The sequence below is a fragment of the Citrobacter sp. RHBSTW-00881 genome (genome assembly GCF_013728515.1).
GTDB classification, from domain to species: Bacteria; Pseudomonadota; Gammaproteobacteria; order Enterobacterales; family Enterobacteriaceae; genus Citrobacter; species Citrobacter braakii.
Genome location: NZ_CP056269.1, coordinates 3,767,674 through 3,793,611 on the forward strand (window position 1 = coordinate 3,767,674; position 25,938 = coordinate 3,793,611).

Annotated in this window: 24 protein-coding genes and 2 pseudogenes; 16 read left to right on the forward strand and 10 right to left on the reverse strand. The window is 54.2% G+C overall.

Features of this window, described 5'->3' with window-relative positions:
- Positions 1 to 39 precede the first annotated feature (39 nt).
- Positions 40 to 1,125 (forward strand): tRNA 2-selenouridine(34) synthase MnmH, encoded by a 1,086-nt coding sequence (gene mnmH, locus HV311_RS18230; protein ID WP_191220274.1) that lies wholly within the window; start codon positions 40 to 42, stop codon positions 1,123 to 1,125.
- Here mnmH and HV311_RS18235 read toward each other — a convergent pair whose 3' ends face one another.
- From HV311_RS18235 to HV311_RS18250, 4 genes and pseudogenes are all read right to left on the reverse strand, one after another.
- The gene (locus HV311_RS18235; protein ID WP_003831085.1) at positions 1,126 to 1,785 is read right to left on the reverse strand and encodes a methionine ABC transporter permease; all 660 of its coding nucleotides are present in this window, start codon (positions 1,783 to 1,785) and stop codon (positions 1,126 to 1,128) included. It lies immediately after the preceding gene.
- A complete protein-coding gene (gene sfbB, locus HV311_RS18240) occupies positions 1,778 to 2,794 on the reverse strand; it encodes a virulence-associated ABC transporter ATP-binding protein SfbB (protein ID WP_191220275.1) in 1,017 nt (338 codons plus the stop codon). Before sfbB ends, HV311_RS18235 begins: the two co-directional genes overlap by 8 nt.
- A 62-nt stretch (positions 2,795 to 2,856) precedes the next feature.
- Positions 2,857 to 3,687: a MetQ/NlpA family ABC transporter substrate-binding protein gene (locus HV311_RS18245; protein ID WP_191220276.1), complete on the reverse strand. Its 831-nt coding sequence runs from the start codon at positions 3,685 to 3,687 to the stop codon at positions 2,857 to 2,859.
- Positions 3,688 to 3,932: 245 nt separating this feature from the next.
- Positions 3,933 to 4,115 (reverse strand): annotated as a pseudogene (locus HV311_RS18250) (porin); the annotation flags it as partial.
- 77 nt (positions 4,116 to 4,192) lie between these two features.
- Between HV311_RS18250 and HV311_RS18255 the strand changes: the two are divergent.
- Positions 4,193 to 5,215: an IS110-like element IS5708 family transposase gene (locus HV311_RS18255; protein WP_000156884.1), complete on the forward strand. Its 1,023-nt coding sequence runs from the start codon at positions 4,193 to 4,195 to the stop codon at positions 5,213 to 5,215.
- A gap of 248 nt (positions 5,216 to 5,463) precedes the next feature.
- On the opposite strand, the pseudogene HV311_RS18260 reads toward HV311_RS18255, so the two are convergent.
- The 3 genes and pseudogenes from HV311_RS18260 to ybbA form a co-directional block, all read right to left on the reverse strand.
- A pseudogene (locus HV311_RS18260) lies at positions 5,464 to 6,429 on the reverse strand (porin); the annotation flags it as partial.
- Positions 6,430 to 6,615: 186 nt separating this feature from the next.
- Positions 6,616 to 9,030 (reverse strand): putative ABC transporter permease subunit YbbP, encoded by a 2,415-nt coding sequence (ybbP, locus tag HV311_RS18265; RefSeq protein ID WP_191220277.1) that lies wholly within the window; start codon positions 9,028 to 9,030, stop codon positions 6,616 to 6,618.
- On the reverse strand, positions 9,027 to 9,713 hold the full coding sequence (ybbA, locus tag HV311_RS18270) for a putative ABC transporter ATP-binding protein YbbA (RefSeq protein WP_016152113.1): 687 nt from the start codon (positions 9,711 to 9,713) through the stop codon (positions 9,027 to 9,029). Before ybbA ends, ybbP begins: the two co-directional genes overlap by 4 nt.
- On the opposite strand from ybbA, the gene tesA reads away from it, so the two are divergent.
- Genes tesA through HV311_RS18285 form a run of 3 tightly spaced genes read left to right on the forward strand, consistent with a single transcriptional unit; the run spans position 9,681 to position 12,019 of the window.
- On the forward strand, positions 9,681 to 10,307 hold the full coding sequence (gene tesA / locus HV311_RS18275; RefSeq protein ID WP_085951033.1) for a multifunctional acyl-CoA thioesterase I/protease I/lysophospholipase L1: 627 nt from the start codon (positions 9,681 to 9,683) through the stop codon (positions 10,305 to 10,307). The two genes, ybbA and tesA, sit on opposite strands and share 33 nt — an antisense overlap.
- A gap of 28 nt (positions 10,308 to 10,335) precedes the next feature.
- The gene (locus HV311_RS18280; protein WP_094760906.1) at positions 10,336 to 11,106 is read left to right on the forward strand and encodes an SDR family oxidoreductase; all 771 of its coding nucleotides are present in this window, start codon (positions 10,336 to 10,338) and stop codon (positions 11,104 to 11,106) included.
- 58 nt (positions 11,107 to 11,164) lie between these two features.
- Entirely contained in the window at positions 11,165 to 12,019 is an 855-nt protein-coding gene (locus HV311_RS18285) for a co-chaperone YbbN (RefSeq protein ID WP_016152110.1), read from the forward strand.
- Between the two features lie 78 nt (positions 12,020 to 12,097).
- Here the strand turns inward: HV311_RS18285 and fetB are convergent, their stop codons facing one another.
- A complete protein-coding gene (gene fetB, locus HV311_RS18290; RefSeq protein WP_016155894.1) occupies positions 12,098 to 12,877 on the reverse strand; it encodes an iron efflux ABC transporter permease subunit FetB in 780 nt (259 codons plus the stop codon).
- Positions 12,864 to 13,541, reverse strand: coding sequence for an iron efflux ABC transporter ATP-binding subunit FetA (gene fetA, locus HV311_RS18295; RefSeq protein ID WP_019076194.1), 678 nt, complete (start codon positions 13,539 to 13,541; stop codon positions 12,864 to 12,866). Before fetA ends, fetB begins: the two co-directional genes overlap by 14 nt.
- A 134-nt stretch (positions 13,542 to 13,675) precedes the next feature.
- On the opposite strand from fetA, the gene HV311_RS18300 reads away from it, so the two are divergent.
- From HV311_RS18300 to HV311_RS18315, 4 genes are read left to right on the forward strand one after another with little or no spacing between them, the layout of a single operon-like run.
- On the forward strand, positions 13,676 to 14,593 hold the full coding sequence (locus HV311_RS18300) for an SPFH domain-containing protein (protein WP_016152106.1): 918 nt from the start codon (positions 13,676 to 13,678) through the stop codon (positions 14,591 to 14,593).
- Complete coding sequence (locus HV311_RS18305; protein WP_016152105.1) at positions 14,590 to 15,048, forward strand: NfeD family protein; 459 nt, start codon at positions 14,590 to 14,592, stop codon at positions 15,046 to 15,048. The genes HV311_RS18300 and HV311_RS18305 overlap by 4 nt, the downstream gene beginning before the upstream one ends.
- A gap of 19 nt (positions 15,049 to 15,067) precedes the next feature.
- A complete protein-coding gene (locus HV311_RS18310; protein WP_191220278.1) occupies positions 15,068 to 17,212 on the forward strand; it encodes a hypothetical protein in 2,145 nt (714 codons plus the stop codon).
- Positions 17,182 to 17,898, forward strand: a complete 717-nt coding sequence (locus HV311_RS18315; protein ID WP_047358025.1) for a DUF3142 domain-containing protein — start codon at positions 17,182 to 17,184, stop codon at positions 17,896 to 17,898. The genes HV311_RS18310 and HV311_RS18315 overlap by 31 nt, the downstream gene beginning before the upstream one ends.
- On the opposite strand, the gene cueR is transcribed toward HV311_RS18315, so the two are convergent.
- Positions 17,895 to 18,305, reverse strand: coding sequence for a Cu(I)-responsive transcriptional regulator (gene cueR, locus HV311_RS18320; protein ID WP_029139441.1), 411 nt, complete (start codon positions 18,303 to 18,305; stop codon positions 17,895 to 17,897). The genes HV311_RS18315 and cueR overlap by 4 nt on opposite strands.
- 290 nt (positions 18,306 to 18,595) lie before the next feature.
- On the opposite strand from cueR, the gene HV311_RS18325 reads away from it, so the two are divergent.
- Genes HV311_RS18325 through HV311_RS18355 form a run of 7 tightly spaced genes read left to right on the forward strand, consistent with a single transcriptional unit; the run spans position 18,596 to position 25,864 of the window.
- Positions 18,596 to 20,740 (forward strand): TonB-dependent receptor plug domain-containing protein, encoded by a 2,145-nt coding sequence (locus HV311_RS18325; RefSeq protein ID WP_094760910.1) that lies wholly within the window; start codon positions 18,596 to 18,598, stop codon positions 20,738 to 20,740.
- Between the two features lie 2 nt (positions 20,741 to 20,742).
- Positions 20,743 to 21,567, forward strand: coding sequence for a heme/hemin ABC transporter substrate-binding protein (locus HV311_RS18330; protein WP_191220279.1), 825 nt, complete (start codon positions 20,743 to 20,745; stop codon positions 21,565 to 21,567).
- Between the two features lie 18 nt (positions 21,568 to 21,585).
- The gene (gene hutW / locus HV311_RS18335) at positions 21,586 to 22,932 is read left to right on the forward strand and encodes a heme anaerobic degradation radical SAM methyltransferase ChuW/HutW (RefSeq protein WP_191220280.1); all 1,347 of its coding nucleotides are present in this window, start codon (positions 21,586 to 21,588) and stop codon (positions 22,930 to 22,932) included.
- Between the two features lie 3 nt (positions 22,933 to 22,935).
- Positions 22,936 to 23,430 carry a heme utilization cystosolic carrier protein HutX gene (hutX, locus tag HV311_RS18340; RefSeq protein ID WP_016155886.1) on the forward strand — a complete coding sequence of 165 codons (495 nt, stop codon included), beginning with the start codon at positions 22,936 to 22,938 and terminating at the stop codon, positions 23,428 to 23,430.
- Positions 23,430 to 24,053 carry an anaerobilin reductase gene (chuY, locus tag HV311_RS18345; protein WP_016152097.1) on the forward strand — a complete coding sequence of 208 codons (624 nt, stop codon included), beginning with the start codon at positions 23,430 to 23,432 and terminating at the stop codon, positions 24,051 to 24,053. Before hutX ends, chuY begins: the two co-directional genes overlap by 1 nt.
- A 51-nt stretch (positions 24,054 to 24,104) precedes the next feature.
- Positions 24,105 to 25,097 (forward strand): FecCD family ABC transporter permease, encoded by a 993-nt coding sequence (locus tag HV311_RS18350; RefSeq protein ID WP_016152096.1) that lies wholly within the window; start codon positions 24,105 to 24,107, stop codon positions 25,095 to 25,097.
- Positions 25,094 to 25,864 carry a heme ABC transporter ATP-binding protein gene (locus HV311_RS18355; protein ID WP_191220281.1) on the forward strand — a complete coding sequence of 257 codons (771 nt, stop codon included), beginning with the start codon at positions 25,094 to 25,096 and terminating at the stop codon, positions 25,862 to 25,864. The genes HV311_RS18350 and HV311_RS18355 overlap by 4 nt, the downstream gene beginning before the upstream one ends.
- Positions 25,865 to 25,938 lie beyond the last annotated feature (74 nt).

Sequence of the window (25,938 nt, forward strand, 5' to 3'; positions counted from 1 at the left end):
ATCCCCTCCATTGCTGTTTTTGTATTTTCAGGATCACACATGAACGATGGAACGGACTATCGCGCAATTTTGCTCGCTGGTACGCCTATAATCGATGTACGCGCCCCCGTCGAATTTCTGCAAGGCGCAATGCCGGGCGCAATCAACCTTCCCCTGATGAACGATGACGAACGTGCCGCCGTGGGTACCTGTTATAAACGTCAGGGACCCGAGGCAGCTCTCAAGCTCGGCCATCAACTGGTCTGCGGCGAGACTCGCCAACAACGTATGAAGGCCTGGCTGGATGCCTGTCGTCAAAATCCTGCGGGTTATTTATGCTGCGCGCGCGGCGGTCAGCGTTCGCACATTGTGCAGCAGTGGCTGCACGAGTCCGGGATTGACTACCCGCTGATACACGGCGGCTACAAAGCCCTGCGTCAGGCGGCGATTCAACTGACTGAAGAATTAGTGCAAAAGCCGATCGTCTTAATTGGCGGCTGTACCGGGAACGGTAAAACGCAACTGGTGCAACAGCAGCCGAACGGCGTGGATCTCGAAGGTCTGGCGCACCATCGCGGTTCCTCGTTTGGTCGCACCGTTGAACCGCAGTTGAGTCAGGCGAGTTTTGAAAACCTGCTGGCGGTCGAAATGCTCAGAACCGACAGCCGTCAGGATCTGCGTCTGTGGGTACTGGAAGATGAAGGCCGCATGATCGGGGCTAATCATCTTCCTGAGTGCCTGCGTGAACGCATGACCCAGGCATCTATTGCAGTGGTGGACGATCCTTTTGAGCGTCGTCTGGAGCGACTGCGCGAAGAGTATTTCGTGCGGATGCACCACGATTTTACCCATGCTTATGGCGAGAGTCAGGGCTGGCAGGAGTATAGCGAGTATCTGCACCACGGCCTGTTTGCTATTCGCCGCCGTCTGGGTTTACAACGTTTTGCCGAGCTGACCGCCCTGCTCGACGTGGCTCTGCGCGAACAGCAAGCAACGGGCAGTACCGACGCCCATATGGGCTGGTTGGTACCGTTGCTCAACGAGTATTACGACCCGATGTATCGTTATCAACTGGAAAAGAAAGCCGCGAAAGTCGTCTTTCGCGGCACATGGCAGGACGTTGCCGACTGGCTTAACGCACAGTGATCAGTGTCTGTCGCGCTTATCCGCGCGTTTCGCCAGCCAGTCGCCCAGCACCTGCACGACCTGCACCAGAATAATCAGCGCCACCACGGTGACGATCATGACCTGGGTTTCGTAGCGGTAATAACCAAAGCGAATCGCCAGGTCGCCTACCCCACCGCCACCAACGATTCCGGCCATCGCGGAGTAACCGATCAGACTCACCAGCGTTATCGTCAACCCACGCAGCAGACCCGCGCTCGCTTCAGGTAACAGAACGGTGCAGATGATACGCATCGGGCTGGCGCCAAAGGCTTCCGCCGCTTCAATAATGCCCTTATCGACTTCGCGCAGTGCGCTGTCGACCAGACGGGCATAAAAAGCGATTGCCGCCACTGAGAGCGGGACCGACGCCGCAATCGGTCCAATGGTATTTCCGAGTAAAAACTGGGTGAGCGGCAGCAGCAGCACCAGCAGGATCACAAACGGCACCGAACGGATGATATTCACCAGCACGGAGCTGAGCAGATACACAAAACGGTTTTGCCAGAATAAATGCCGGTCGGTGACGAAAATAAGAAAACCGAGCGGCAGACCGCCAATAATCGCCAGCACCGTAGAGATGCTTAGCATCTGAAAGGTTTCATTAAACGCCAGCGTCAAATCAGGCAATAAATCATCCACGAATCACCTCCACCTGTGCCGTGCGTTGACGAATATGTTCCACGGCGACATCCACCGCAGAAGGGTTATGCGGCGCGGTCAGTTGCACCACCAGAATCCCCAGCGCACGCTCGCCGATATATTCAATTTTGCCGTGCAGAATGTTCACCGCCACACCAAATTTAACCGCGACTTCTGACAACACTGGCTGTTCCGCCGAATCGCCGATGAACAGAATTTTCAGCAACTGGCCAGGCAAATGCTGGCGCAAGCGTTCGGGTAGCGTCAGATTGAGGGTATGCGACACCAGTTGCTGCGTGAAAGCGTGCTGCGGGTGAGCAAAAACGTCAAACACCTCACCGGACTCCACCACCTTGCCGCCGGACATCACCGCCACACGATCGCAAATCGATTTGATCACGTTCATCTCGTGAGTGATCAGCACGATCGTGATCCCCAGCTGTTGGTTGATCTGCTTAAGCAATGCCAGAATAGTGGCCGATGTTTCCAGATCCAGCGCAGAGGTCGGTTCATCACACAGCAGCACATCGGGGTGATTGGCAATCGCACGGGCAATACCAACGCGCTGCTTTTGCCCGCCGCTGAGCTGCACAGGAAAACGGTTCTCCTTGTCAGACAGCCCCACCAGCGTCAGGATTTCGCTGACGCGTGGGCCAATTTTACTGCGCTCCCATCCGGCAGCCTTCAGGCTGAAAGCGACGTTTTGCGCCACGGTACGGGTATGCATCAGATTAAAATGCTGAAAAATCATCCCAATACGCTGACGGGCTTTACGTAGTTGCGCCCCTTCCAGCGCGGAAATTTCTACGCCGTTAACCTTTACGCTTCCCAGGCCTGGTCGCGTTAAGGCGTTCAGGGTGCGCAGCAGCGTACTTTTCCCCGCGCCGCTGGTCCCGACAATGCCAAATATCTCACCTGCGCCTATGCGCAAGCTGACGCCATCAACCGCCCGGGTTGATGGTCCACGGCCTGCGCTAAAATCCACGCAAACCTTTTCTATCTCAATCATAGCCACCTCAGAAATGCGAAAAGGGCAGTCGCCGCTGCCCCTGTTAACCTTGTGCGCAGCGATTATTGGGCTGCCGACATCCATTCCGGTTTCTGGAAGGCGCTGTAGATATTTTGCGGATCGTCGATCACCGCGCGATACGCCGGAGATTTCACCGCCGCCACAATATCTTTCGCGAACGGTTTTTCTGCATCTTCACTGCGTACCGCTATGATATTTTTCAGATTTTCGTCCAGATGCTCTTGCTTGATGGCACTGGCGAGATCCAGTTTTGCCGCCACAGCAAAGTTACCGTTGACCAGCGCGCCGGTCACACCGTCCAGGGTACGCGGCAGTTGTGCCGCTTCCAGCGGTTTAAACACCAGCCCTTTCGGGTTGCTGGCGATATCGCGCTCAGAGGCTTTAGTCGGATCGATAGTGTCTTTGATGGTAATAAGGCCAATAGACTGCAGGAAACGCAGACCGCGAGCCAGATTGGTTGGATCATTGGAAAGCGTGATCACATCCCCTTTTTTTAACTCATCCAGGCTTTTGATTTTATGTGAGTAAAAACCCATCCCGGCCGTCGGGACCACAATCAGCTTGCTCAGCTTCAGTCCTTTATCAGCGGTGAATTTGTCAAAGTAGAGCGAGTGCTGGAACAAGTTGGCATCAATACTGCCGTTGGAAAGCGCCATGTTCGGCTGCACGTAGTCGCTGAATTCGCGCACCACTACCTTATAGCCTTTCTCTTTCAGCGTAGGGGCAATGGCCTGTTTCACCATATCGCCGTACGGACCAGGTGCGACGCCAAACACGATGGTATGCGGGTCACTGTTCGCATGAGCAAGTTGTAATCCACAGGCCAGTAACAGCGCTCCGGTCGCGACGCGTAAACTCTGACGCAATCCCATAATTTCTCCATTTTAACGTTGTGGTGTCATGTCTCACGCCGTTCTTGCGGCGTTGTTCTTGTTGGCCTGTTAACAGGCTGATTGTTAACATGACACAGATCACAACCTGCTGTCCTTGAAATTATTTCATGATGTTGCGGGATATGTCGTTGAATGTACGTTGAAGGTGCTAATGCGTTTTTCAGCAAAGGATAGTAAAAAACCGGATAACCTTCTGGTTACCCGGTTTTGGCAGGGAAATTGACTTAGAAATCGTAACGCAGACGAACCAGGTTCATATCACCCAGATTGTCGGTGCTGGAGGTGAAGACGTGTTCGTAATCCACACGGAAACCGTAGTCCAGCTGGAAGCTGATACCCACACCATTGTCGGTACGCAGGTAGTTACGACCATTCACGTATTCAATACGGTCGCCCATAACGAATGGAAGGGACTTCCCCTAGATATGCGCCTGATTAACTTTCGTGCAATCATAGGATAAACATTGACCCAGAGGGATTCGTTATGACCATCACCACTGTCGGTATCGATCTTGCTAAAAATGTGTTTGCTGTTCACTGCATTGACCAAAATGGTAAAGCTGTTCTGGTTAAACCCAAGGTGTCGCGTGCAGCACTTTCTGAACTCATCGCAGGTTTACCTCCCTGTGTCATTGGAATGGAAGCCTGCTCGGGTGCCCACTATTGGGCAAGATTATTCAGGCAGTATGGCCATGATGTCCGGTTGATGGCTCCGAAATTTGTCTCACCCTATCGCATGGCGGGTAAGACCGGGAAAAATGATGCAGCTGATGCAATAGCTATTTGTGAGGCAGTGCAGCGGCCGCATATGCGCTTTGTACCAGTCAAAGACGAAAGCCAGCAGGCAATGCAATGCTTACATCGGACAAGACAGGGATTTATCCAGGAAAGAACAGCAACGTATAACCGTCTTCGGGGCCTGATATCTGAATTCGGGGTTATTGCCCCACAAAGCACTGATGCTCTGCGTCATGTTGTTTCTGACCAGAAGGAAACTCTGCCAGTACAGGTTAGGCTGTGCATTGATGATCTATTGACACATGTCACTAATATTGAAGAGAAAATCGCCGAATATGACAGGGTATTATCTCGTGTGGCCAAAACAGATCATCGCAGCCAGCAGTTAATGGAACTGAAAGGTGTTGGGCCCACCACAGCGAGTGCGCTGGTCGCCAGTATTGGCAATGCCCATGATTTTAAGAACGGGCGCCAACTGGCAGCCTGGTTGGGGCTAACGCCATCACAATACAGTAGTGGCGGAAAATCAAAGCTTGGCAGGATAACAAAAGCGGGTGATGCCTATCTGCGAACCCTACTGGTCCAGGGAGCCCGTTCTGTAATGGTAGGGGCAGAGAATAGAACGGACCCGTTTAGCCGTTGGGTCTGCTCGTTGATTGGTAGGCGGGGATACTGGCGTGCTGTCGTTGCAATCGCCGCCAAGAATGCGAGGTTGTGCTGGGCATCATTACATTACGGCGATGACTTCAGACTGTATTCAACAACATGAAAAATTTAACTGAGTAGTAACTGAACTGTAAATTGTTGATGGTAAAGGGTTAGACCCCCGTGAGAAGTATCTGCATATCCTACTGGATATCACTATCCGATTAACGAAGGAGGATCTCACGAGCGTCTTTCATCAGGGTCCGAATCACTAGCGATTCAGCATGACCGTTTATAGTAGCGCAGTCTTATCCCTTGCCTTTCATTGATGAACAGACAGAAATTAAAAACCGGCGTTGACTGTTCGGGGAAGCCCTTATAGTAGGGTTGAACGGATTTCAGCGCATACTGACCAACCGGGAAGGTATAACCCGCGAAGTATTCCAGACCCCAGGCATCACCGGCAAAGTAATCGTTAACAGAGACTTTTTTGGTGGTCATGAAGTTTTGATACCAACCGCCGCCCATCGAGAAGGTCCAGTTGTCCGGTTTCCAGCTCAGCGCGGTACCGACGATGTTTTGATCGTAGGTTTTGCTGGTGTCGCCACGCATTTCCGCGCGGGTGTAGTTCCACGCCGTACCCCAGGTCAGGTCATCGGTGATGTGATAATCCACACCCAGCGAGCCACCGCCTTTACGCTTGTAGCGCAGACCATTGTTCGGGTTGTAATCATCGCTGAACAGATAAGACGCGTAGAGATCAACATCGCCAACCGTTTTCTTATACTTCAGTGATTTACGCGTACGATAGGAACCGTCATAGTCGCCATTGATACCGTTACCTGGTGCCTGACCGATCATGTCGTAGTCCCAGATATCCGTTTTCGCACCAACCACATCATAGTAAATGCTGTTCTGTTGACCGAAGGTCAGCGTACCCCAGGTCGCGCTCTTCAGACCGGTGTACAACATACGACGCGTGGTATCGTTGGCGCCGTTAGCATAGTGATTATCCCAGTTGAACATTGCCGGGAAGTTAACGCCCAGCTCGTAATAACTCACCCAGCTGATGTCATCAAACAGATAGTAATCAGCGGCGAAGCGGAAACGCGTCCCGCCGTCGAAACCATTACGTTTGTAGCCATTCTTACCATCATCACCGGCCATATTCTGGAACTGCGGACGAATACTCCCGCCAACGGTGAAGTTAAGACGGCTCAGCGGGTTGCCCGCCTGTGGATCTTGTTTCAGGACCGTGATTTCCGCCTGGGAGGCGAACGTCGTTAATGCCACTGCTGCGCCGATCGATACCGCCAGCGCCGTTTTTTTTATAGTCATTATTTTTACCTTGATAGATAGCCTGCCAATTATTCAGCATACAAATATTAACGTTTATTAATACACTCGTGTTGTCGAGTTTTTATTGTTCTGTGCTGTTAAATATCAATGAGTTATCAATTTGTGCTACATAAATAAAAAACGCACCGATTTAAAAAACCGGTGCGTAATCATCACGAATATGAATTAACTACTGAACTGACGGAACAGCGCTTTGCCTTTTAGCAGACGTGAACCGAGCCATCCGCCGCATAGCGAGAGCAACAATGCCCCACAAAGCGGCAACACGACCCACAGTCGCCAGTCTGGTTCCCACGGAAAATCAAACACTCGGATTTGCAGCACCGCCAGTGCGGTTTCCGCACCGATGGCAGCCACCAGTCCGGCGACCATCCCGAGCATGGCAAACTCGCACCATAGCGTGGTACGCAGCAGCTTCTTACCCGCGCCCAGCGTGCGCCAGACCACCAGTTCCTGATGACGCTGACGCATTCCGACCTGGACCTGCGCCAATAGCAGCAACATACCGCAAGCGGTAACCAGCACCACCATCACCTCCAGTGCCCGGCTCACCTGCTCCAGCACCTGGCTCACCTGTTTGAGGATTGCGCCAATATCCAGCAGGCTGATAGTCGGGAATTCGCGGTTAAGCTGCGTCAGCATGCCGTTGCCGTTCTCCCAGCGAAAGCTGGTTAACCAGCTTTGCGGCTGAGCGTCCAGCGCGCCGGAGGGAAAGATAAAGAAGAAGTTGGGGCGCAGGCTTTCCCAGTCCACTTTGCGCAGACTGCTGACCGTGGCGCTGAAATCCTGGGTATCGCCCATAAAGGTCACCCGATCGCCAAGCTTGACGTTCAGCCGTTTCGCCAGCCCCTCTTCCATCGAGACTTCGCCCGCTTTTGGCGGCCAGCTTCCGGCAACGATCGGGTTATGATCCGGTCGGGTATCCTGCCAGGTCAGATTAAGCTCGCGGTTCAGCGCCTCATCGTGATTGCCTTCGGTCGGCTTCTCATTGATCGCCGTCAGACGCGCCCGCACAATCGGATAGAACGATTCCGGGATCACCTGATGCTCAGCCAGGAAAGCCTTGAGTGGAACCACCTGTTCGGTGGCAATGTTGATGAGAAAATAGTTCGGGCTTTCCGGCGGCATTTGCTGCTGCCAGCGGTCGAGCAGGTCGCCACGCAGTACCAGCAGCAGCGCCAGCAACATAAAGGAAAGCGAAAATGCCGACAGCTGACTGAGCGTTGACCACGGCTGGCGCAACAGCCGACTGACCGCTAAACGCAGCGGCAGCGAGGTGAGCGTCAGGCCACGCAGCACGTTGAGCAGCATCCAGCCGAGCACCCCGCACAAAAGCGCCAGCACTACCGCTCCGGCCAGCACGGCCCACAGCAGCGGGCTTCCGCCCATCAGTCCGGCGAGCAGGGCAATCACGACTATCAATACCACCGGCAAATAAAACTTCAGCGGCCAGACGTTTGCCACCACGTCACGGCGCAGTACCCGCAGTGGCTGAGTCGCCAGCAGCAAACGGTAAGGGCGTAACCCCACCAGCAGAGAAATGACCGTCATGGTGCCTAATGCCCATAGCCACGGCCAGGGACTGGCAGGCGGCAGTTCGCCGGGCAGTACCGGCTTAAGTAATACCACCAGCACGCGTTCAAACAACAGCCCGAATAACCCTCCGGTCACGCCAGACAGCGCCAGCACCATCAGCCATTGACCAACAATCAGCCTGCGCAACTGTGCTCTGCCCGCGCCAAGGGTTTTCAGAATAGCCACCAGATCGTAACGACTGCGGCAGTAATGGCTCATCGCCACGGCAACCGCAGCGACCGCCAGCAGCAGGGTTAGCAGCGCCGACAGCAGCAGGAACTGTTGCGAACGCTCCAGTGATTTCCCCAGCGCCCCTTCATCCTGCTCCAGCCCATACCAGCGCTGTTCAGGCTTTAACTGCGGGAGCAGCCATTTTTCATAGGCTTCCAGTTGCTGCGGTGTCCCGCCAAATTTATAGCGCCAGGTCACCCGGCTTCCCGGCTGGACCGCCGCCGTTTTTTCGACATCCGCCATGTTCATCATCAGGCGCGGCGCTATCTGGAACGGATTAAAACCGGCGTCCGGCTCCTGCACCACTTCCCCGGCGATGCGCAGCGTGGCATCACCCACGTCGATGGAATCACCGATTTTTAAGTTCAGCAACGCCATCAGACGCGGAGCCAGCAGCACCGAGCCAGGCTGAGGTTTCAGTCCCGGCGGATTGGTTTGCAACGTGCCATACATCGGATACACATCATCCACCGCTTTGACGTTCGCCAACTGCGGCGTATCCCGGGCAAAGGTCATAGTGGCAAAGGTCAGCTGTTCGCCCACTTTCAGGCCACGCTGTCGCGCCTCGTCAATCCACGCTTTCGGCACGGTACGCGAACTTTGCAGCGACCGATCTCCCGCCATAAACTCACGGCTTTGCTGGCTCAGCCCTTTTTCCATACGATCGCTGATATTGCCCAGAGCCAGCACGCAGGCCACGGCCAGACTCAGCGCCAGCCAGACAATCAGTAATGAAGGCGAGCGCCATTCGCGCCAGAACCAGCGTGCAATCATGCCTCCTCCTGCAACTGTCCGTTCACCAGGCGTAAACGCCGATCGCAACGCGCCGCCAGTTGAGAATCATGGGTCACCAGAATCAGGGTGGTGCCATGTTCCCGGTTCAGAGAAAACAGCAGGTCGGCGATTTTGTCTCCGGTCTGGCGGTCCAGATTGCCCGTCGGTTCATCGGCAAACAGCACGTCAGGGCGACCGTTAAACGCCCGCGCCAGCGCCACGCGCTGCTGCTCCCCGCCGGAAAGCTGGGCCGGAAGATGATCAAGACGTTTTCCCAGCCCCAGTTGCTCCAGCAACGTTTTTGCCCCGTCGCGACTTTTTCCGCTGTTTTCACCGCGCAACAACGCGGGCAACTCGACGTTTTCCAGCGCGTTTAGGGTCGGAATTAACATGAATGACTGGAAGACAAAACCCACGTGTCGCGCCCGCAGCTGTGCCCGGGCTTCTTCATCCATGGTGTGCAGCGCCTGCCCCACCAGACTGACTTCACCGCTGGTGCCATCGTCCAGCCCGGCGAGGATCGCCAGCAGTGTGGATTTTCCTGAACCCGACTCGCCAATCAGCGCAATGGTCTCGGCGCGTTTGACAACCAGTTCAACTCCGGTAAGGATGGATAGCTCATGATCACCCTGACCGACGGATTTCTTAAGATGATGAACTTCAACAATGTTTTCCGCTGGCATTGGCCTTTCCTGTTCCTGGTCCTGTTAACTTTCCGCGCCGCCGCAGCGGACACGTTATTAATTCTGGGTGACAGCCTGAGCGCCGGATACCGTATGTCCGCCAGCGCCGCATGGCCTGCGCTACTTAATGATAAATGGCAAACCAAAACGCCGGTGGTGAATGCCAGTATTAGCGGCGACACCTCGCAGCAGGGTCTGGCCCGTCTGCCTGCATTACTGAAGCAGCACCAGCCGCGCTGGGTGCTGGTCGAACTTGGCGGCAACGACGGTCTGCGCGGTTTTGCGCCTGCGCAAACCGAACAAACCCTGCGCACGATTCTGCAGGATGTGAAAGCAGCAAATGCCGAACCGCTGCTGATGCAAATTCGTCTGCCGGCAAACTACGGTCGCCGTTATAATGAAAGCTTTAGCGCGATTTATCCAAAACTCGCCAAAGAGTTTGATATACCTCTGCTGCCCTTTTTTATGGAAGAGGTTTATCTGAAACCCCAGTGGATGCAGGATGATGGTATTCATCCTAACCGTGACGCCCAGCCGTTTATTGCCGACTGGATGGCGCAACATCTCACTCCTCTAGTAAATCACGACTCGTAAAACAACGGAGATCCTGACAGGTAAAGTTATGCAAAAATCGGTCTTAATAACAGGATGTTCCAGCGGAATCGGTCTGGAAAGCGCGCTTGAGCTAAAGCGCCAGGGTTTTCAAATTCTGGCAGGCTGTCGCAAACCTGACGATGTGGCGCGTATGAACAGCATGGGATTCACCGGCATATTGCTGGATCTGGATTCACCCGAGAGCGTAGATCGCGCGGCTGATGCGGTGATCGCCCTGACCGATAATCGTTTGTATGGGATCTTTAACAACGCCGGATACGGCGTCTATGGCCCATTGCCCACCATCAGCCGCGAGCAGATGGAACAGCAGTTTTCCGCCAACTTCTTTGGCGCACATCAGCTTACCATGCGCCTGTTACCCGCTATGCTACCCCACGGCGAAGGACGAATTGTGATGACCTCGTCGGTAATGGGATTGATCTCAACGCCGGGGCGCGGGGCCTATGCCGCCAGCAAATATGCGCTGGAAGCCTGGTCCGACGCGCTGCGTATGGAGCTGCGCCACAGCGGAATTAAGGTCAGCCTGATTGAGCCTGGCCCTATTCGTACCCGATTTACCGAAAACGTCAACCAGACCCAGAGCGATGCTCCCGTGGAAAACCCCGGAATTGCCGCGCGTTTTACGCTGGGGCCACAAGCGGTTGTCGCCAAAGTGCGTCATGCGTTTGAGAGCGACAAACCAAAGCTGCGTTATCCGGTTACGCTGGTGACCTGGGCAGTTATGCTACTGAAGCGCCTGTTGCCAGGCCGCATAATGGACAAAATTTTACACGGTTGAGTTGAAGCACGCGCGTCAGCCCCCATGTAACAAGAAATCGACAAAAGAGAGTAACTCCATGTCCACACAGAATATTGTTAACATTAACGAATCGAACCTCCAGCAGACCCTTGAACAGTCGATGACCACGCCGGTCCTGTTCTATTTTTGGTCTGAGCGCAGCCAGCATTGTCTGCAATTAACGCCGGTACTGGAGAGCCTTGTTGCTCAGTACAACGGTCAGTTTATTCTCGCCAAGTTAGACTGCGACGCCGAGCAGATGATCGCCTCCCAGTTTGGTCTGCGCGCGATCCCCACGGTTTATCTGTTCCAGAACGGTCAGCCGGTAGATGGATTCCAGGGCCCGCAGCCGGAAGAAGTTATTCGCGCGCTGCTGGAGAAAGTGTTACCGAGCGAAGAAGAGTTGAAAGCGCGCCAGGCGATCGAGTTCATCGAAGCCGGCAATCACGCTGATGCGCTGCCGCTGCTGAAAGAAGCCTGGCAGATCTCCAACCAGAGCAGCGAAATTGGCCTGCTGCTGGCGGAAACGCAAATCGCCCTGAACCGTTCTGACGAAGCCGAAGCGGTGCTGAAAACTATCCCGTTGCAGGATCAGGACACCCGTTATCAGGGCCTGGTGGCACAGATCGAACTGCTGAAGCAGGCGGCTGATACACCTGAAATCCAACAGTTGCAGCAGCAGGTCGCCAGCAATCCACAGGATGCGGCGCTGGCAACTCAACTGGCCATTCAGTTACACCAGGTCGGACGTAACGAGGAATCACTGGAATTGCTGTTCAGTCACCTGAAGAAAGATCTCACTGCAGCCGACGGTCAGGCGCGTAAAACCTTCCAGGAGATCCTTGCCGCACTGGGCACCGGCGATGCGCTGGCCTCGAAATACCGCCGCCAGCTGTACGCGCTGTTGTACTAATCCGCTGCATTTGCCTGATGGCGCTTGCGCTAATCGGGCCTACAATCTCCCCGTAGGCCCGCGCCATCCGGTACTCCATTAGTTTTTTTTCAAATGCGTCACCACCAGTTGGTGACGTGAATTATAGAACTTCCGATAGGTCAGGTAGCAGGCGATAATGGTTGACAGACTGGCGGTCGAAAGCAGCATAAACGTCACCATAATCTGATACTTAATCGCTTTTACCGGATCAATACCTGCAAAGATCAACCCGGACATCATCCCCGGTAAACTCACCAGTCCCACGGTCTTCGCTGAATCGATCGTCGGGATCAGCGAAGCGCGAATACTGTCGCGAATCAGCGGCGCGGAGGCCACTTTCGGCGTCGCACCGAGGCTGAGTTTTTCCTGAATTTGCTGCTGTTCGCTGTTAAACCGCTGCCCCAGATTGTTGTAACACAGCCCTACCGCAACCATCGCATTGCCTGCAATCATGCCGGAAATTGGGATCACCTGCATTGGGGTAAACTCGATAGAGCCTGACAGAACCAGCACCGCCAGCGTTAACCCCGCCCCCGCCGTGATGGCGATAAATGACGAGAGAAAAGCTTTATCAATATATTTACTGCGCTTTTGCGCGTTATAGGCCGCGTTGAAACAGATAAACAGCACCATCAATAAGGTCAGAATGCTGTGGTTAACGCCGAAAATATATTTCAGCACATAACCAACGATAATAAGCTGAACCACCGCCCGGCAAACGCTCCAGAGAATATCTTTTTCCAGCGCCAGTTTTTCTTTGTTGCTGATCAGTATCGCGACCACCACCAGCATCATCGCTAACGCCAGTGATTCATTGGTAATATTATGCTCGTTCATTGCTTACTTCCTGCATTTCCCCGGCGTGCGGTTGAAGGGTTATGACATTATCCGCATGATTAATTTCATCTTTGTCGTGCGTCACCCACAGCACAGCAATATTCTTATCGCGAACATAGTGGTGAATTAATTCGTTCACATTCCGTTTATTGGCTTCATCCAGCGCGCTGGTAATTTCATCAAGCAGCAGGATTTTTGGCAGAAACTGTAAATTACGAATTAACGAGACGCGTTGCTTTTCGCCGCCAGACAGCTCATTGATGTTTTTTTTGAGGATCGTTTCGGGTAGCTCAAAACGGGCCAGATCGGCAAGAAACACATCCGGATCCGGACGTTTATCGCGGATTTGCCAGGGGAAAATGAGGTTGTCGTAAACGGTGTCACCAAACAACGCGGGCGTTTGCGCACAATAAGAGACCTGCTGGCGATATGTTTCAGGCTTAAGAGTGTTTATCTCCTTGCCCTCAAAGAGAATTTCACCGGCAGTCGGGCTGATTAATGACGCCACAATCTTGAGTAACGTACTTTTACCGCAACCAGACTGGCCGGTAATCAGCTTAAATTCTCCGGCCCGGAGATTAAAACAGATGTTATTGAGAACCTGCGTCGCCCCTGCCTGCCATGCGACATTTTTTAACTGAAGCAGAATGCTACTTTCTTCCATTACCAATCCCTTTTTTACCTCTTTCGTGCAGACAGTCTATCCCTGTAATTTATTATAGGGGAGCCCACCCTGATAAATCGGGTATAATTTGACTAATGAGGCAGTAAAGGACAACACAACAGGAGGTTTCATCAATGCTCATTTTTATTCCTATTCTCATTTTTGTCGCGCTGGTCATCGTCGGTGCTGGCGTCAAAATCGTCCCGCAGGGATATCAGTGGACGGTCGAGCGTTTTGGCCGTTACACCAAAACCCTGCAACCGGGTTTAAACCTTGTTGTACCGTTCATGGACCGCATCGGTCGTAAGATCAACATGATGGAACAGGTGCTTGATATCCCCTCTCAGGAAGTCATCTCCAAAGACAACGCCAACGTCGCAATCGATGCCGTCTGCTTTATTCAGGTGATCGACGCGCCAAAAGCGGCTTATGAGGTCAGCAACCTGGAACTGGCGATCATCAACCTGACCATGACCAATATTCGTACCGTTCTCGGCTCGATGGAACTCGATGAAATGCTCTCCCAGCGCGACAACATCAACACGCGCCTGCTGCATATCGTTGATGAGGCCACGAATCCCTGGGGCATCAAAATCACCCGTATTGAAATCCGCGATGTGCGTCCCCCAGCAGAACTTATCGACGCCATGAACGCGCAGATGAAAGCCGAACGTACCAAGCGTGCCTATATTCTTGAAGCGGAAGGGATCCGTCAGGCAGAAATCGTCAAGGCCGAAGGTGAGAAACAGTCGAAAATCCTCAAAGCGGAAGGTGAACGCCAGTCGGCATTTTTACAGGCTGAAGCGCGTGAACGTTCCGCAGAGGCCGAGGCCCGCGCGACGCAGATGGTTTCGGAGGCCATTGCCGCTGGGGATATTCAGGCCGTGAACTACTTCGTGGCGCAGAAATACACCGAAGCGCTGCAGCACATCGGTTCGTCGAATAACAGCAAAGTGGTGATGATGCCGCTGGATGCCAGCAGCCTGATGGGGTCCATTGCCGGGATCGCCGAACTGGTGAAAGACAGCGCCAGCGAACGGAAAAAATCATGATAGCGATGATTCTGGTGCACCCGCACATCTTCTGGCTCAGCCTCGGTGGTTTGCTACTCGCCGCCGAGATGCTGGGCGGTAACGGCTATCTGCTGTGGAGCGGCGTGGCGGCGGTGATTACCGGCCTGGTGGTGTGGCTCATCCCGCTTGACTGGGCGTGGCAGGGGGCGATGTTCGCCGTACTCACCCTGCTGGCGGCCTGGCTGTGGTGGAAGTGGCTGGCAAGGCGTGTACAAGATCAGAAACCCGCAGACAGCCATCTTAACCAGCGCGGGCAACAGTTGGTTGGCCGTCGATTTATTCTGGAAACCGCCCTGGTCAATGGCCGCGGACATATGCGCGTCGGCGACAGCTCATGGCCCGTCAGCGCCCGCGACGATTTGAGCGCCGGAACGCAGGTTGAAGTTATTGCCGTTGAGGGAATTACCCTGATTATTACAGCGGTATCACACTAAAAAGACAGGAAATAAGACTATGGTCAGGAAGACACCCCTTGCCTTTGCCCTTTGCTCATTATTGGTCGCCGCCCCGCAGGTATTCGCCTCTTTCGATATGGAAGACTGCAAATGGAGCGACGACAGCTGCCTGCTGAAAGGCACGCCCACCTTCAACCCGGAAAACGACAGCCGCGATAACCTGCTGCGGCTGCTGAGCCAGGAGAAATCATTTGCTCTGCCGGTGCAGTCGATGCCTGCGGACATCACCCGCTCCCGCGATTTCTATTTTGCGTATCATCCGCAGTGGGATGACATTGCCCTACAGCCAGCCGCAGCGCAGGTATCTGCCGAAGACAGCACCCTGTCCCGACAGATAGCCGAACTGAACATTAGCGCAGACGAAATAAACGTCAACGACGCTGAGCTTGAGAACCGTCATGTTTCGAACAATACCGCGAGCGTCAGCGCGTTTTTTGCCGCACTGCTGACCGACTCAACGTTAACGGCAAATCAGCGTCAGGCCCTGGCCCAGGCGCGCACAGGACTGTTGTCCGGGGCAACCCGCGAGCAGATTGAGTCATCGCTTGCCACTCTCCCGGCAGATTCTCCAGCTCAGTCCTACAAAAGCTATCTGGCAGCGGCCGCCAGTTTTTATGCCGGTGATTATGCCAGCGCCGAACAGGATTTCGCTCACCTAGCCAAAAGCGATCGTCCGTGGCTGGCTGAGACCGCACAATACATGCTGATACGTGCGGCGTTGAACAAAAGCAGCCAGAACAGCGTGGGCGAGTACGGCGATTTTGATATCACAAAAATTAACCGCGAGGACGCTTCTCAGGCTCAGACGCTGGCGCAAGCCTATCTGCAACACTACCCGCAAGGCCTGTACGCCGCTTCCTCGCACGGTATGCTGCGTCGTATCAACTGGTATTTACAGGCGTGGCCGCAATTGGCGGGGTTGTATGAGCAGACGCTCCAGCAGTCGGCTGACGCACAGCAACTGCGTGAGATCGTCATCGAATACGATAATGTCTACGGCATGGCGTTCTACGAACAGTCCGTGGTGGAGGCTTTCCCCGATGCGCCGCTTGTCAGCTATATCGAACTGCTGCGCGCGTTGCGCCTGAATAACAACAACAAACCAACGCTGACGCAGGCCCAGCTTGACGCCAGCAAACCGGTGTTTGAGCAGAGCCAAAAACTGCCGCTATGGCGCGATCTGCAGCTGAATCTGTGGCTGGCAACGGGCAACTACGCGGCGATTATTTCGGCAGTTACTCCGGCGCAGAAACTTCCGGCCCACGATACGCTGGCCTTCAGCGAACAGGTGCTGTACGGCGAAGCGCTGATGGGCCAGCAGAAATGGACCACGGCACGTGATTTCTGGCAGACATTGCTGAAGCTCAGCCAGGACAACGAACAGCAGCAGTATGTGCAGGCTAAGCTAGCCGCGACGCTGGTTTATAGCGGCGACGTGGCGGCAATTTTCGCCCCGGAAAGCGCAGTAACTAACCTGCGCTTTCGCTCGCAGGTGCTGAAAACCCAGGCAACGCCTGAACTACTGCGCCAGCAAGCCGTCCACGGTCCTAATAACGAAGAGCGTACCATCGCCCTGCATACGCTGCTGGTGCGGGATCTCACTGAGCATCGCTTTGACGACTGGCTGAATGACAGAAAACTGGCCAGCGCCATTACGCCGCCGGTCATTGGCGAAGCGTTTGATGACGTTAATCTGAGTATTTTCGACTGGAACGGAGACTCTGCCGAGAGCGGTTATACCTGTCGCAGCCTCAATGAAACGGTAACGGTTCTGAGCAAACAAGCGCATGATGCCCACGCCCTGAACTGCTTAGGCGAATTTTTCCGCACTACGCAAACCCACGTTGATTTATGGAAAAACAGTTCCGGCAACGATGTGCTTGAATCAGCAATCTCGCGCAAGAAACCGTTCGGCCAGTTCGACAGACAAAGCTACTACCAGCAGGTGATCACATCGCCAAAAGCAGAGGTTGAAGATAAGAGCTTTGCGCTGTATCGCGCCATCATGTGCTATGCGCCGTCAGGCTCTAACGAGTGCGGCGGTGAGGAAGTGGATAAACTACAGCGTAAAGGCTGGTTCACCCAACTGAAAACGCAGTATCCGGGAAGTCCGTGGGCGCAAAAACTCAAATACTACTGGTAACTGCGCTACTGCTCGGCCAGGCACAGGCGGCGGAGATCGTCGCCGCCCGTGAACATCCGGCCTTCTGGCTATGGTCCGGAGTGAAGGCCAGTGACGAGCTGAAAAACGCACAAACAGTCTATCTGCATCAGGGCGAAGTCCTGGTTCGTTCAGGTAACGTGGTGTTCCAGCGTCTAGGACTGCCGGTTAATCGCCTGACTTTCCCCTCTATCTGGTTGACCGTGCGCTTTACCACTCTCGACGTACCGGAGGAGATTCCGGCGCGCATCATACGCTTGATGCAACGCTGGCAGGCGGCCGGGAATCACGTCATCGGCCTGCAGGTTGATTTTGACGCGGCGACCCATCAGCTTGCCGATTACGCCTACTTTCTGCAGCAGTTACGCCAACGGCTACCGACCGAGTTTGCACTTGGCGTAACCGGACTACTGGATTGGGCAAAAACGGGCGACGTCGCCACGCTGAACGCGCTGGCGGTCGATGAACTGGTGGTCCAGAGCTATCAGGGACGTCACACGGTACCGAATTATCAGGCGTATCTGCCCGCCCTCAGTCGTCTGCGCATTCCATTTAAGCTGGGGCTGGTACAAAACGGTAGCCGGGACCCGCAGGCTGAAGCACAGCTTGAGAAATCACCGTGGTACCGTGGCACGGTGGTGTTTATGCTTAATCCGCCACTCCGTTAAGCCTTCGCTTTATGGTGGCAGCAGCCGGAGAGATTATCAATAATCGGGCATTCGGCGCTGTCATCGCCAGGGCAACTCTCCGCCAGCGCCAACAAATGCAAGCGCATAGCCTGCAGCTCGCTGATATGGCGCTCAATGTCCGCCACCTTTTCTAACGTACGCTTTTTCACATCTGCGCTGTGACGCGCCGGATCGTTAAACAGGTTCACCAACTCGCCGCACTCTTCCAGGTTAAAACCAACCTGTCGTGCCTGTCGTAACAGCGTAAGCTCATTCAGATGCTGTTGGTTGTATGTGCGATAGCCATTTTCGCTACGCAGCGGCGGCGTCACTAACCCCTTTTCTTCGTAAAAGCGTATCGCTTTGCTGGTTAAGCCGGTTTTTTTCGCAACATCGCTAATATTCACATTTCCCCCGCTGATCTTGTTGGTACTGAGCCACATTATAGCCCACATTGCCGTAATCCTTTACCCAAGAACCCCGCGCATTTTCCACCATCACAGCGATGCACAAATCGTTTTAATTCACATTGTTATATTCGATTCAGATCACATTTCAGCATTTATTGACCACGCAAAATTGACTCAAATCAAAAGATGTATCGGTTCTGCACCTTTCATCTTGAACAAAGGGAAACAATTTTATATACAAACGCGAATGATAATGATGATCATTTACATTCAATAAAGGTTCTCTTATGTTGCCACGGATTAACCAAAGGCCATTTATTCTTTCAGCCCTGACATTATGCATGTCCGGCGCTACTTTTGCAGCGACCTCTCCAACACACGGTTCAACGTCCGACGAAGATACGGTGATCGTTACGGCTAACCGCACAGAAAGTAGTCTCTGGGATAGCCCAGCAACCATTCAGGTTATCGATCGCCAGACGCTACAAAATTCCACCAGCGTTTCTCTTGCTGATGATTTACAAGATATCCCCGGCGTCGAAGTTACCGATAACGCTCTCGCAGGTCGGAAACAAATTCGTATCCGTGGCGAAGCTTCTTCGCGGGTGCTGATTTTGATAGACGGCCAGGTCGTCAGCTACCAACGTGCCGGACAAAACTACGGAGCCGGTTTACTGATTGACGAATCCGCGCTGGAACGTATTGAAGTGGTCAAAGGCCCTTATTCTGTCCTCTATGGTTCGCAGGCAATTGGCGGCGTCGTGAACTTTATTACCAAAAAAGGCGGCGATAAGCCTTTGGGTGGTAGCGTTAAGGCTGTTTATAACTCCGCAACGGCAGGATGGGAAGAGTCAGCGGCAGCCTGGGGAAGCATCGGTAACTTTGACTACCGCATTAATGGCAGCTATTCCGACCAGGGGGATCGCGATACACCTGACGGAAGATTGCCCGACACCAACTTCCGTAATAACGGTCAGGGAGTGTGGCTTGGCTACAACCTCGATCGCCACAAAATTGGGCTCTCACTCGACCGTTATAAGCTATCCACTCAAACCTGGTTTGACGATCCCGAAGGTCAGTTCGATGACTTTAGCGTCAAAATTCCTAAGCTGGAACGCGAGAAAATCGGTCTTTTCTACGACTACGCGGCCGACGGGGATTACCTGAAGAATATCCATTTTGACGCATATACCCAGACAATAGAGCGCAAATTTGAAAACCGGGTCAAAACGACCCAGATTATCCCCAGCCCGATGATTAAAGCGCTGACGGTAAGCAATCAAACCAATACCAACGACAAACAATATACCCAGGGTGTAACGCTGCAGGGCAATATCTCCCTTCCGGCTAACAACACGCTGGTGATTGGCACTCAGTATCAGCATGACAAAATAAAACAGGACACGGACGGCAGTACGCGCCAGACCGCGGCTACCGGCTTCTTCGATACGCAAACCCGTACCCTGTCATATAACGAAGCGGAACAAAGCAACACCTCACTGTTCGCGCAAAACGACTGGCGCTTTGCCGATGACTGGACGTGGACCGTGGGCGCACGCCAGTACTGGCTGTCTTCGAAACTCAATCGCAACGATACGCAAACTATCCAAGGCAGCGGCACCACCTGGCAATCCACCGGGGGAAATTCCGTTCACGATGATGAACTTGTTACCTCGACCAGCCTGCGCTATTCCGGCTTTGAAGATCTTGAACTCCGGGCTGCATACGCCCAGGGCTATGTCTTCCCCACGCTTACTCAGTTGTTCATGCAGACATCCGCCGGCGGCAGCGTTACCTACGGCAACCCAAACCTGAAGGCGGAACACTCAAATAACTATGAGTTGGGCGCGCGGTATAAAGGGAATATGTGGCTGATTGACGGCGCCATTTATTACTCCGAAGCCAAAGACTATATCGCCAGTCTGGCCTGTTCAGGCCAACCCGTTTGCAACGGCAACACCACCTCTTCCCGCGGCGGCTATTACTACTACGACAACATCGATCGTGCCAAAACCTGGGGCATGGAATTAACCGCAGAATACAACGGCTGGGCGGTTTCCCCCTACCTGAGCGGTAATCTCATTCGCCGTCAATACGAAGGCAACACCATAAAAACCTGGGATACCGGCGAACCCACGCTGACCGGGCGCGTTGGCCTGAAACATACCTGGTTGATGAATGTCGCTAACGTGACGTCCGATGTCTTTATTCGCGCGGCGTCCCGCGCCAAAGATAATACCGGCACCACGGAAATAAACTATCCAGGCTGGGCCACGCTTAACCTCGCATTCAACACTGAGTTTGGTCCGCAGGACCAGTATCAGGTCAACCTCGCGCTCAACAACCTGACCGACAAGCGTTACAGAACCGCGCATGAATCTATCCCAGACGCTGGTTTCAATGCCGCTGTTGGCTTTGCGTGGAATTTCTGACGATGAAAAAACTCATGATTGGCTTACTGAGCCTCGCCTGTGTTTTCAGCGCCCAGTCCGCTGACCGCCTGGTGGTGGCGGGCGGTTCGCTTAGCGAACTGATTTACGCCATGGGCGTCGGCAACCGGGTGGTTGGCGTCGATGAAACCACCTCGTACCCACCTGAAACTGCCGCACTCCCGCATATCGGCTACTGGAAGCAGTTAAGCAGCGAGGGCATTTTATCGCTGCACCCGGACAGCTTTATCACCTGGCAGGATGCAGGCCCTCAAATCGTTTTGGATCAGCTCCGGGCGCAGAAAGTTAACGTCGTTACATTGCCGCGCGTACCGGCCACCGTCGAGCAGATGTACGCCAACATTAGGGAGCTGGCTCAAACGCTGCGCATTCCTGAACAAGGTGAAGCACTGGTCAATCGCCTGCATCAACGTCTGGATCGTGTTCAGCACAGCGTGGCGGCGAAAAATGCGCCGGTCAAAGCCATGTTCATTCTCTCCGCTGGCGGCAGCGCGCCGCAGGTCGCCGGCAAGGGCAGCGTTGCCGATGCCATTATGACCCTTGCAGGTGCACAAAATGTCGCCACCCACGCGCAGTATAAAAGTTACAGCGCGGAGTCGCTGATCGCCGCCAACCCGGAGGTGATCGTGGTGACGTCGCAAATGGTGGATGGCGATCTGGCTCGTCTGAGCGCGATTGCCGGTATTACCCACACTGCGGCCTGGAAAAATCAGCACATTGTGGCGGTAGACCAGGCGCTGATTCTGGGTATGGGGCCTCGCGTCGCCGATGCGGTTGAAGCCCTGCACCAGCAATTCTGGCCTCACTAACTGGATTTATAAAAAAGAATGAAGACTGAACACTCGCTGGATCTCACCGCGCATTTTGCGCTTGAGGGAAGTCAGCCCTTTAAGGATCGCCGCGCCACAATGCCATGGCGCGGGGCGATCCCGATTGCCAAAGAGCTATTGTCACAAACCTGGCAGGATGTTATCAGCCAGCCCACCCCGCCGCGTAAACGGCTGGTGTACTTGCATATCCCTTTTTGTGCAACGCATTGTACTTTCTGCGGTTTTTATCAAAACCGGTTCGAAGAAGATCACTGCGCCCGCTACACCAACGCGCTGTTGCGCGAAATAGAGATGGAAGCCGATAGCGCGTTACATCAGTCAGCCCCAATTCACGCCGTCTATTTTGGCGGCGGTACGCCTTCAGCGCTGTCAGCACGGGATCTGGGCAGAATCATTACCGCGCTGCGTGAAAAGTTACCGCTGGCGCCGGACTGCGAAATTACCATTGAGGGACGAGTGCTCAATTTTGACGATGCGCGAATTGATGCCTGCCTTGACGCTGGCGCCAATCGGTTTTCGATCGGTATTCAATCTTTTAACAGCCGGATCCGCAAGAAAATGGCGCGCACCTCGGACGGCCCGACCGCAATTGCCTTTATGCAGGGGCTGGTAAAACGGGATCGTGCCGCCGTGGTATGCGATCTGTTGTTTGGTCTGCCAGGACAAGATGCAAAACTGTGGGGCGACGATCTGGCGATTGCCCGTGACATCGGCCTCGACGGCGTAGATCTTTATGCGCTGAACCTGATCCCCAATACACCGCTTGGCAAAGCAGTTGAAACCGGGCGCACAACCGTTCCCTCTCCCGCCGAACGTCGCGATCTCTATCTTCAGGGTTGCGATTTCATGGACAGCGTGGGCTGGCGCTGCATCAGCAACAGCCACTGGGCGCGTACCACGCGTGAACGCAATCTGTACAACCTGCTGATTAAACAGGGAGCGGACTGTCTGGCATTCGGCTCAGGCGCCGGGGGATCAGTCAATGGCTATTCCTGGATGGTCGAGCGCAATCTGACGACATGGCATGAATCTATCGCCGCCGGGAAAAAACCGCTAATGATGATGATGCGTACCGCCGAGCGTGGTTTCCAGTGGCGACACTCTCTCCAGGCGGGCATTGAAACGGCCCGCGTCCCGCTGGATGAACTGACGCCTCATGCACAAAAACTAACCCCGCTACTGACCCAATGGCATCACGCAGGACTGACGCGAGATGCCAGCACCTGTGTGCGCCTGACCAATGAAGGGCGTTTTTGGGCGAGCAATATTTTGCAGTCTCTTGATGAACTTATTCAGGCACTTAACGCGCCGCGCATTGCGGTAGAACAACCATACCAGGAGTGAATTATGAGCCATGTCTCTTTACAGGATTTTTTGAAAACTGAACCGGACGGTACGCTGGAAGCTATCGCTGCCCAGTACAACACCACGCTGCTGGAGGTGGTGAAAAACCTCCCCTCCCCGACGCTGGTTTCCGGCGATCAATTTGATACCGTCTGGGAAACCGTCAGCGAATGGGGCAAAGTCACCACCCTGGTCCATACTGCTGATGTCATTCTGGAATTCACCGGTGAATTACCTTCCGGATTCCACCGTCATGGCTACTTCAACCTGCGCGGCAAAAAAGGCATGACCGGTCATATCAAGGCAGAAAACTGTACGCATATTGCCCTGATTGAACGCAAATTTATGGGAATGGACACCGCGTCCATTCTCTTCTTTAACCAGGCGGGTAGCGCAATGTTCAAAATTTTCCTCGGTCGGGATGAACATCGACAGCTACTGGCCGAACAGGTCAGCGCCTTTCACGCGTTGTCTTCATCTTTAAAGGAACATGCCTGATGGCTCCATGGCTCATTTTTGGTGCGGGTGGTAGCGGCGTCGGCGCGAAAACGCTTGAACTCGCACTGGCGGAACAACGTCCGGTGATTGCCGTCGTTCGCAACGCACAGGTCGCTGCTGGGTTGCAGGAAAAAGGTGTGCAGGTCTTCATCGGCGACGCCTGCGATAGTCAGGTCACCGCCTGTGCCTGTCGCGCAGCGGGTCAACATGCCACGGTGATCTCCTCCATGGGCGGCGCCCAGGATTATCTGGCGCACAGAACCGTCATTGATGAAGCAGAAAAAGCGGAGATCAAGCGCATGATTCTGGTGACCTCACTCGGCTGCGGTGACAGTTGGCCTTTTCTTTCTTCACGCGCAAAGGCCGCATTTGGTCAGGCTGTACGGGAAAAATCGTTGGCTGAAAGCTGGCTACAAACCAGTCGACTGGACTACGCCATTCTCCGCCCCGGCGGTTTGCTGAACGGTGCAGCCACCGGCCAGGCGCAACGAATACAGGCTCAGGAGTGTCACGGCTTTGTGATGCGTGCAGATGTTGCGAAGCATATTCACGAACTGGCCACTGCGCCAGCACTTAATAACCAGATTTACAGTTTGGTTGAGCCGGGACTGAAACCCGCGTAAACCCCTCACGGCGCGGGAACTCCGCGCCGCAAAGACGTTATGGAGCGTTACGTGCTTAAGGACTCGCTTTCTTCCGTCAGCATCCTGACGGGTCTTTCTCTTTTGCTGGTTGCTCTGATGCTCTTCGGTGCCAGCCAGGGGGCGCTAAACATTAGCTTCAGCGCTCTGTTCAACGACGAATATCGTGATATCTGGTTAAACATCCGCCTGCCTCGCGTACTGCTGGCCGTTTTGGTCGGTGCTGCGCTGGCGACGGCAGGGGTCATCATGCAGGGACTTTTTCGCAATCCGATGGCCGATCCTGGCCTGCTTGGCGTCAGCAGCGGCTCCGCGCTGATGGTCGGCATCGCGATAGTTATCCCATTTTCGTTCCCCGTAGTGCTGGTGCTGTATGAGCAGATGATTTTTGCCGTCGCAGGCAGCATGGTGGTCTGCACGATTATTTTCCTGATAAGCCAGCGTCATAACCACGGTGGAATGATGCAACTGCTGTTAGCCGGTATCGCTATCAATGCCCTGTGCGGTTCGGCTATTGGCGTACTGAGCTATGTGGGCGACGAGCAGCAGCTACGTCAACTTACATTGTGGATGATGGGAAATCTCGGCCAGGCCCAGTGGCCAACTCTGTTGGTTGCCAGCACGTTTGTTCTTCCAGCCATTGTTGTAACCATCTGCATGGCGGGAACGCTTAATTTACTGCAGTTGGGTGATGAAGAGGCGCATTACCTCGGCGTAAACGTCAAACGTAAGCGTCAGCAGTTACTGTTGCTCAGTTCGCTCCTGGTCGGCGCTGCGGTTTCCGTCAGCGGCGTAATTGGTTTTATTGGCCTGGTGATCCCACATCTGATCAGAATGACGACCGGCGCCGATCATCGCTGGTTGATTCCCTGCTCTACGCTGGCCGGTGCCTGTTTACTCCTGATTGCCGATACGTTGGCCCGCACACTTGTTCAGCCAGCCGAAATGCCCGTTGGCCTGTTAACCAGCCTGATCGGTGGGCCGTATTTCCTGTGGTTAATACTGCGTAGCCGGAGGGTGTCATGATCGTCGCTGAGAATCTGGTCTACCACATTCAGGGAAGACGACTGACCGACGACGTTTCCCTGACGCTACCTGATGGAGAGATCATCGCGATTCTTGGCCCGAACGGAGCCGGGAAATCGACGCTGCTACGTCAGCTTACGGGATATCTGCAGCCCCACAGTGGGCGTTGTAGCATGTTTGGCAAGCCGCTGGACAAGTGGTCAATCACCGAGCTGGCAAAAACCCGTGCCGTGATGCGCCAGAATAGTCATATGGCCTTCCCGTTTAGCGTTCAGGAGGTCATTCGCATGGGCAGACATCCGTATCGTACGCGCAACACGGGCGATGAAACGGAGTACATCATGGCATTGTGTGATTGCCAGACGCTGGCCGCACGCGATTACCGGCATCTCTCGGGAGGAGAACAACAACGGGTACAACTGGCGCGCCTGCTGGTTCAGCTTTGGGAGCCCGAGCCTGGGCCGAAATGGCTGTTTCTTGATGAACCCACCTCCGCGCTGGATATTCACCACCAGCAGCACCTTTTTCGTCTGCTACGTCGTCTGGTGCGTGAACGGCAGTTTAACGTCTGCTGCGTCCTGCACGATCTCAACCTCGCGGCGCGCTATGCCGACCGTGTGGTATTGATGGAACGCGGCAGGATAGTTGATAACGGATATTCGCAGGATGTCCTGAAGCAACAGTCGCTGAACGCGCTGTACGGTGCCGATCTCACGGTCATAAATGAACCGGAGCATCGAACGCCGATTATCGTCCTCAATCAATAACAGACCGGGAACCCCTGACGTGGCGTTCCCGTTTTTCTCCCTTTACACCCTTTTTTCACCTTTTCTAAAAACGT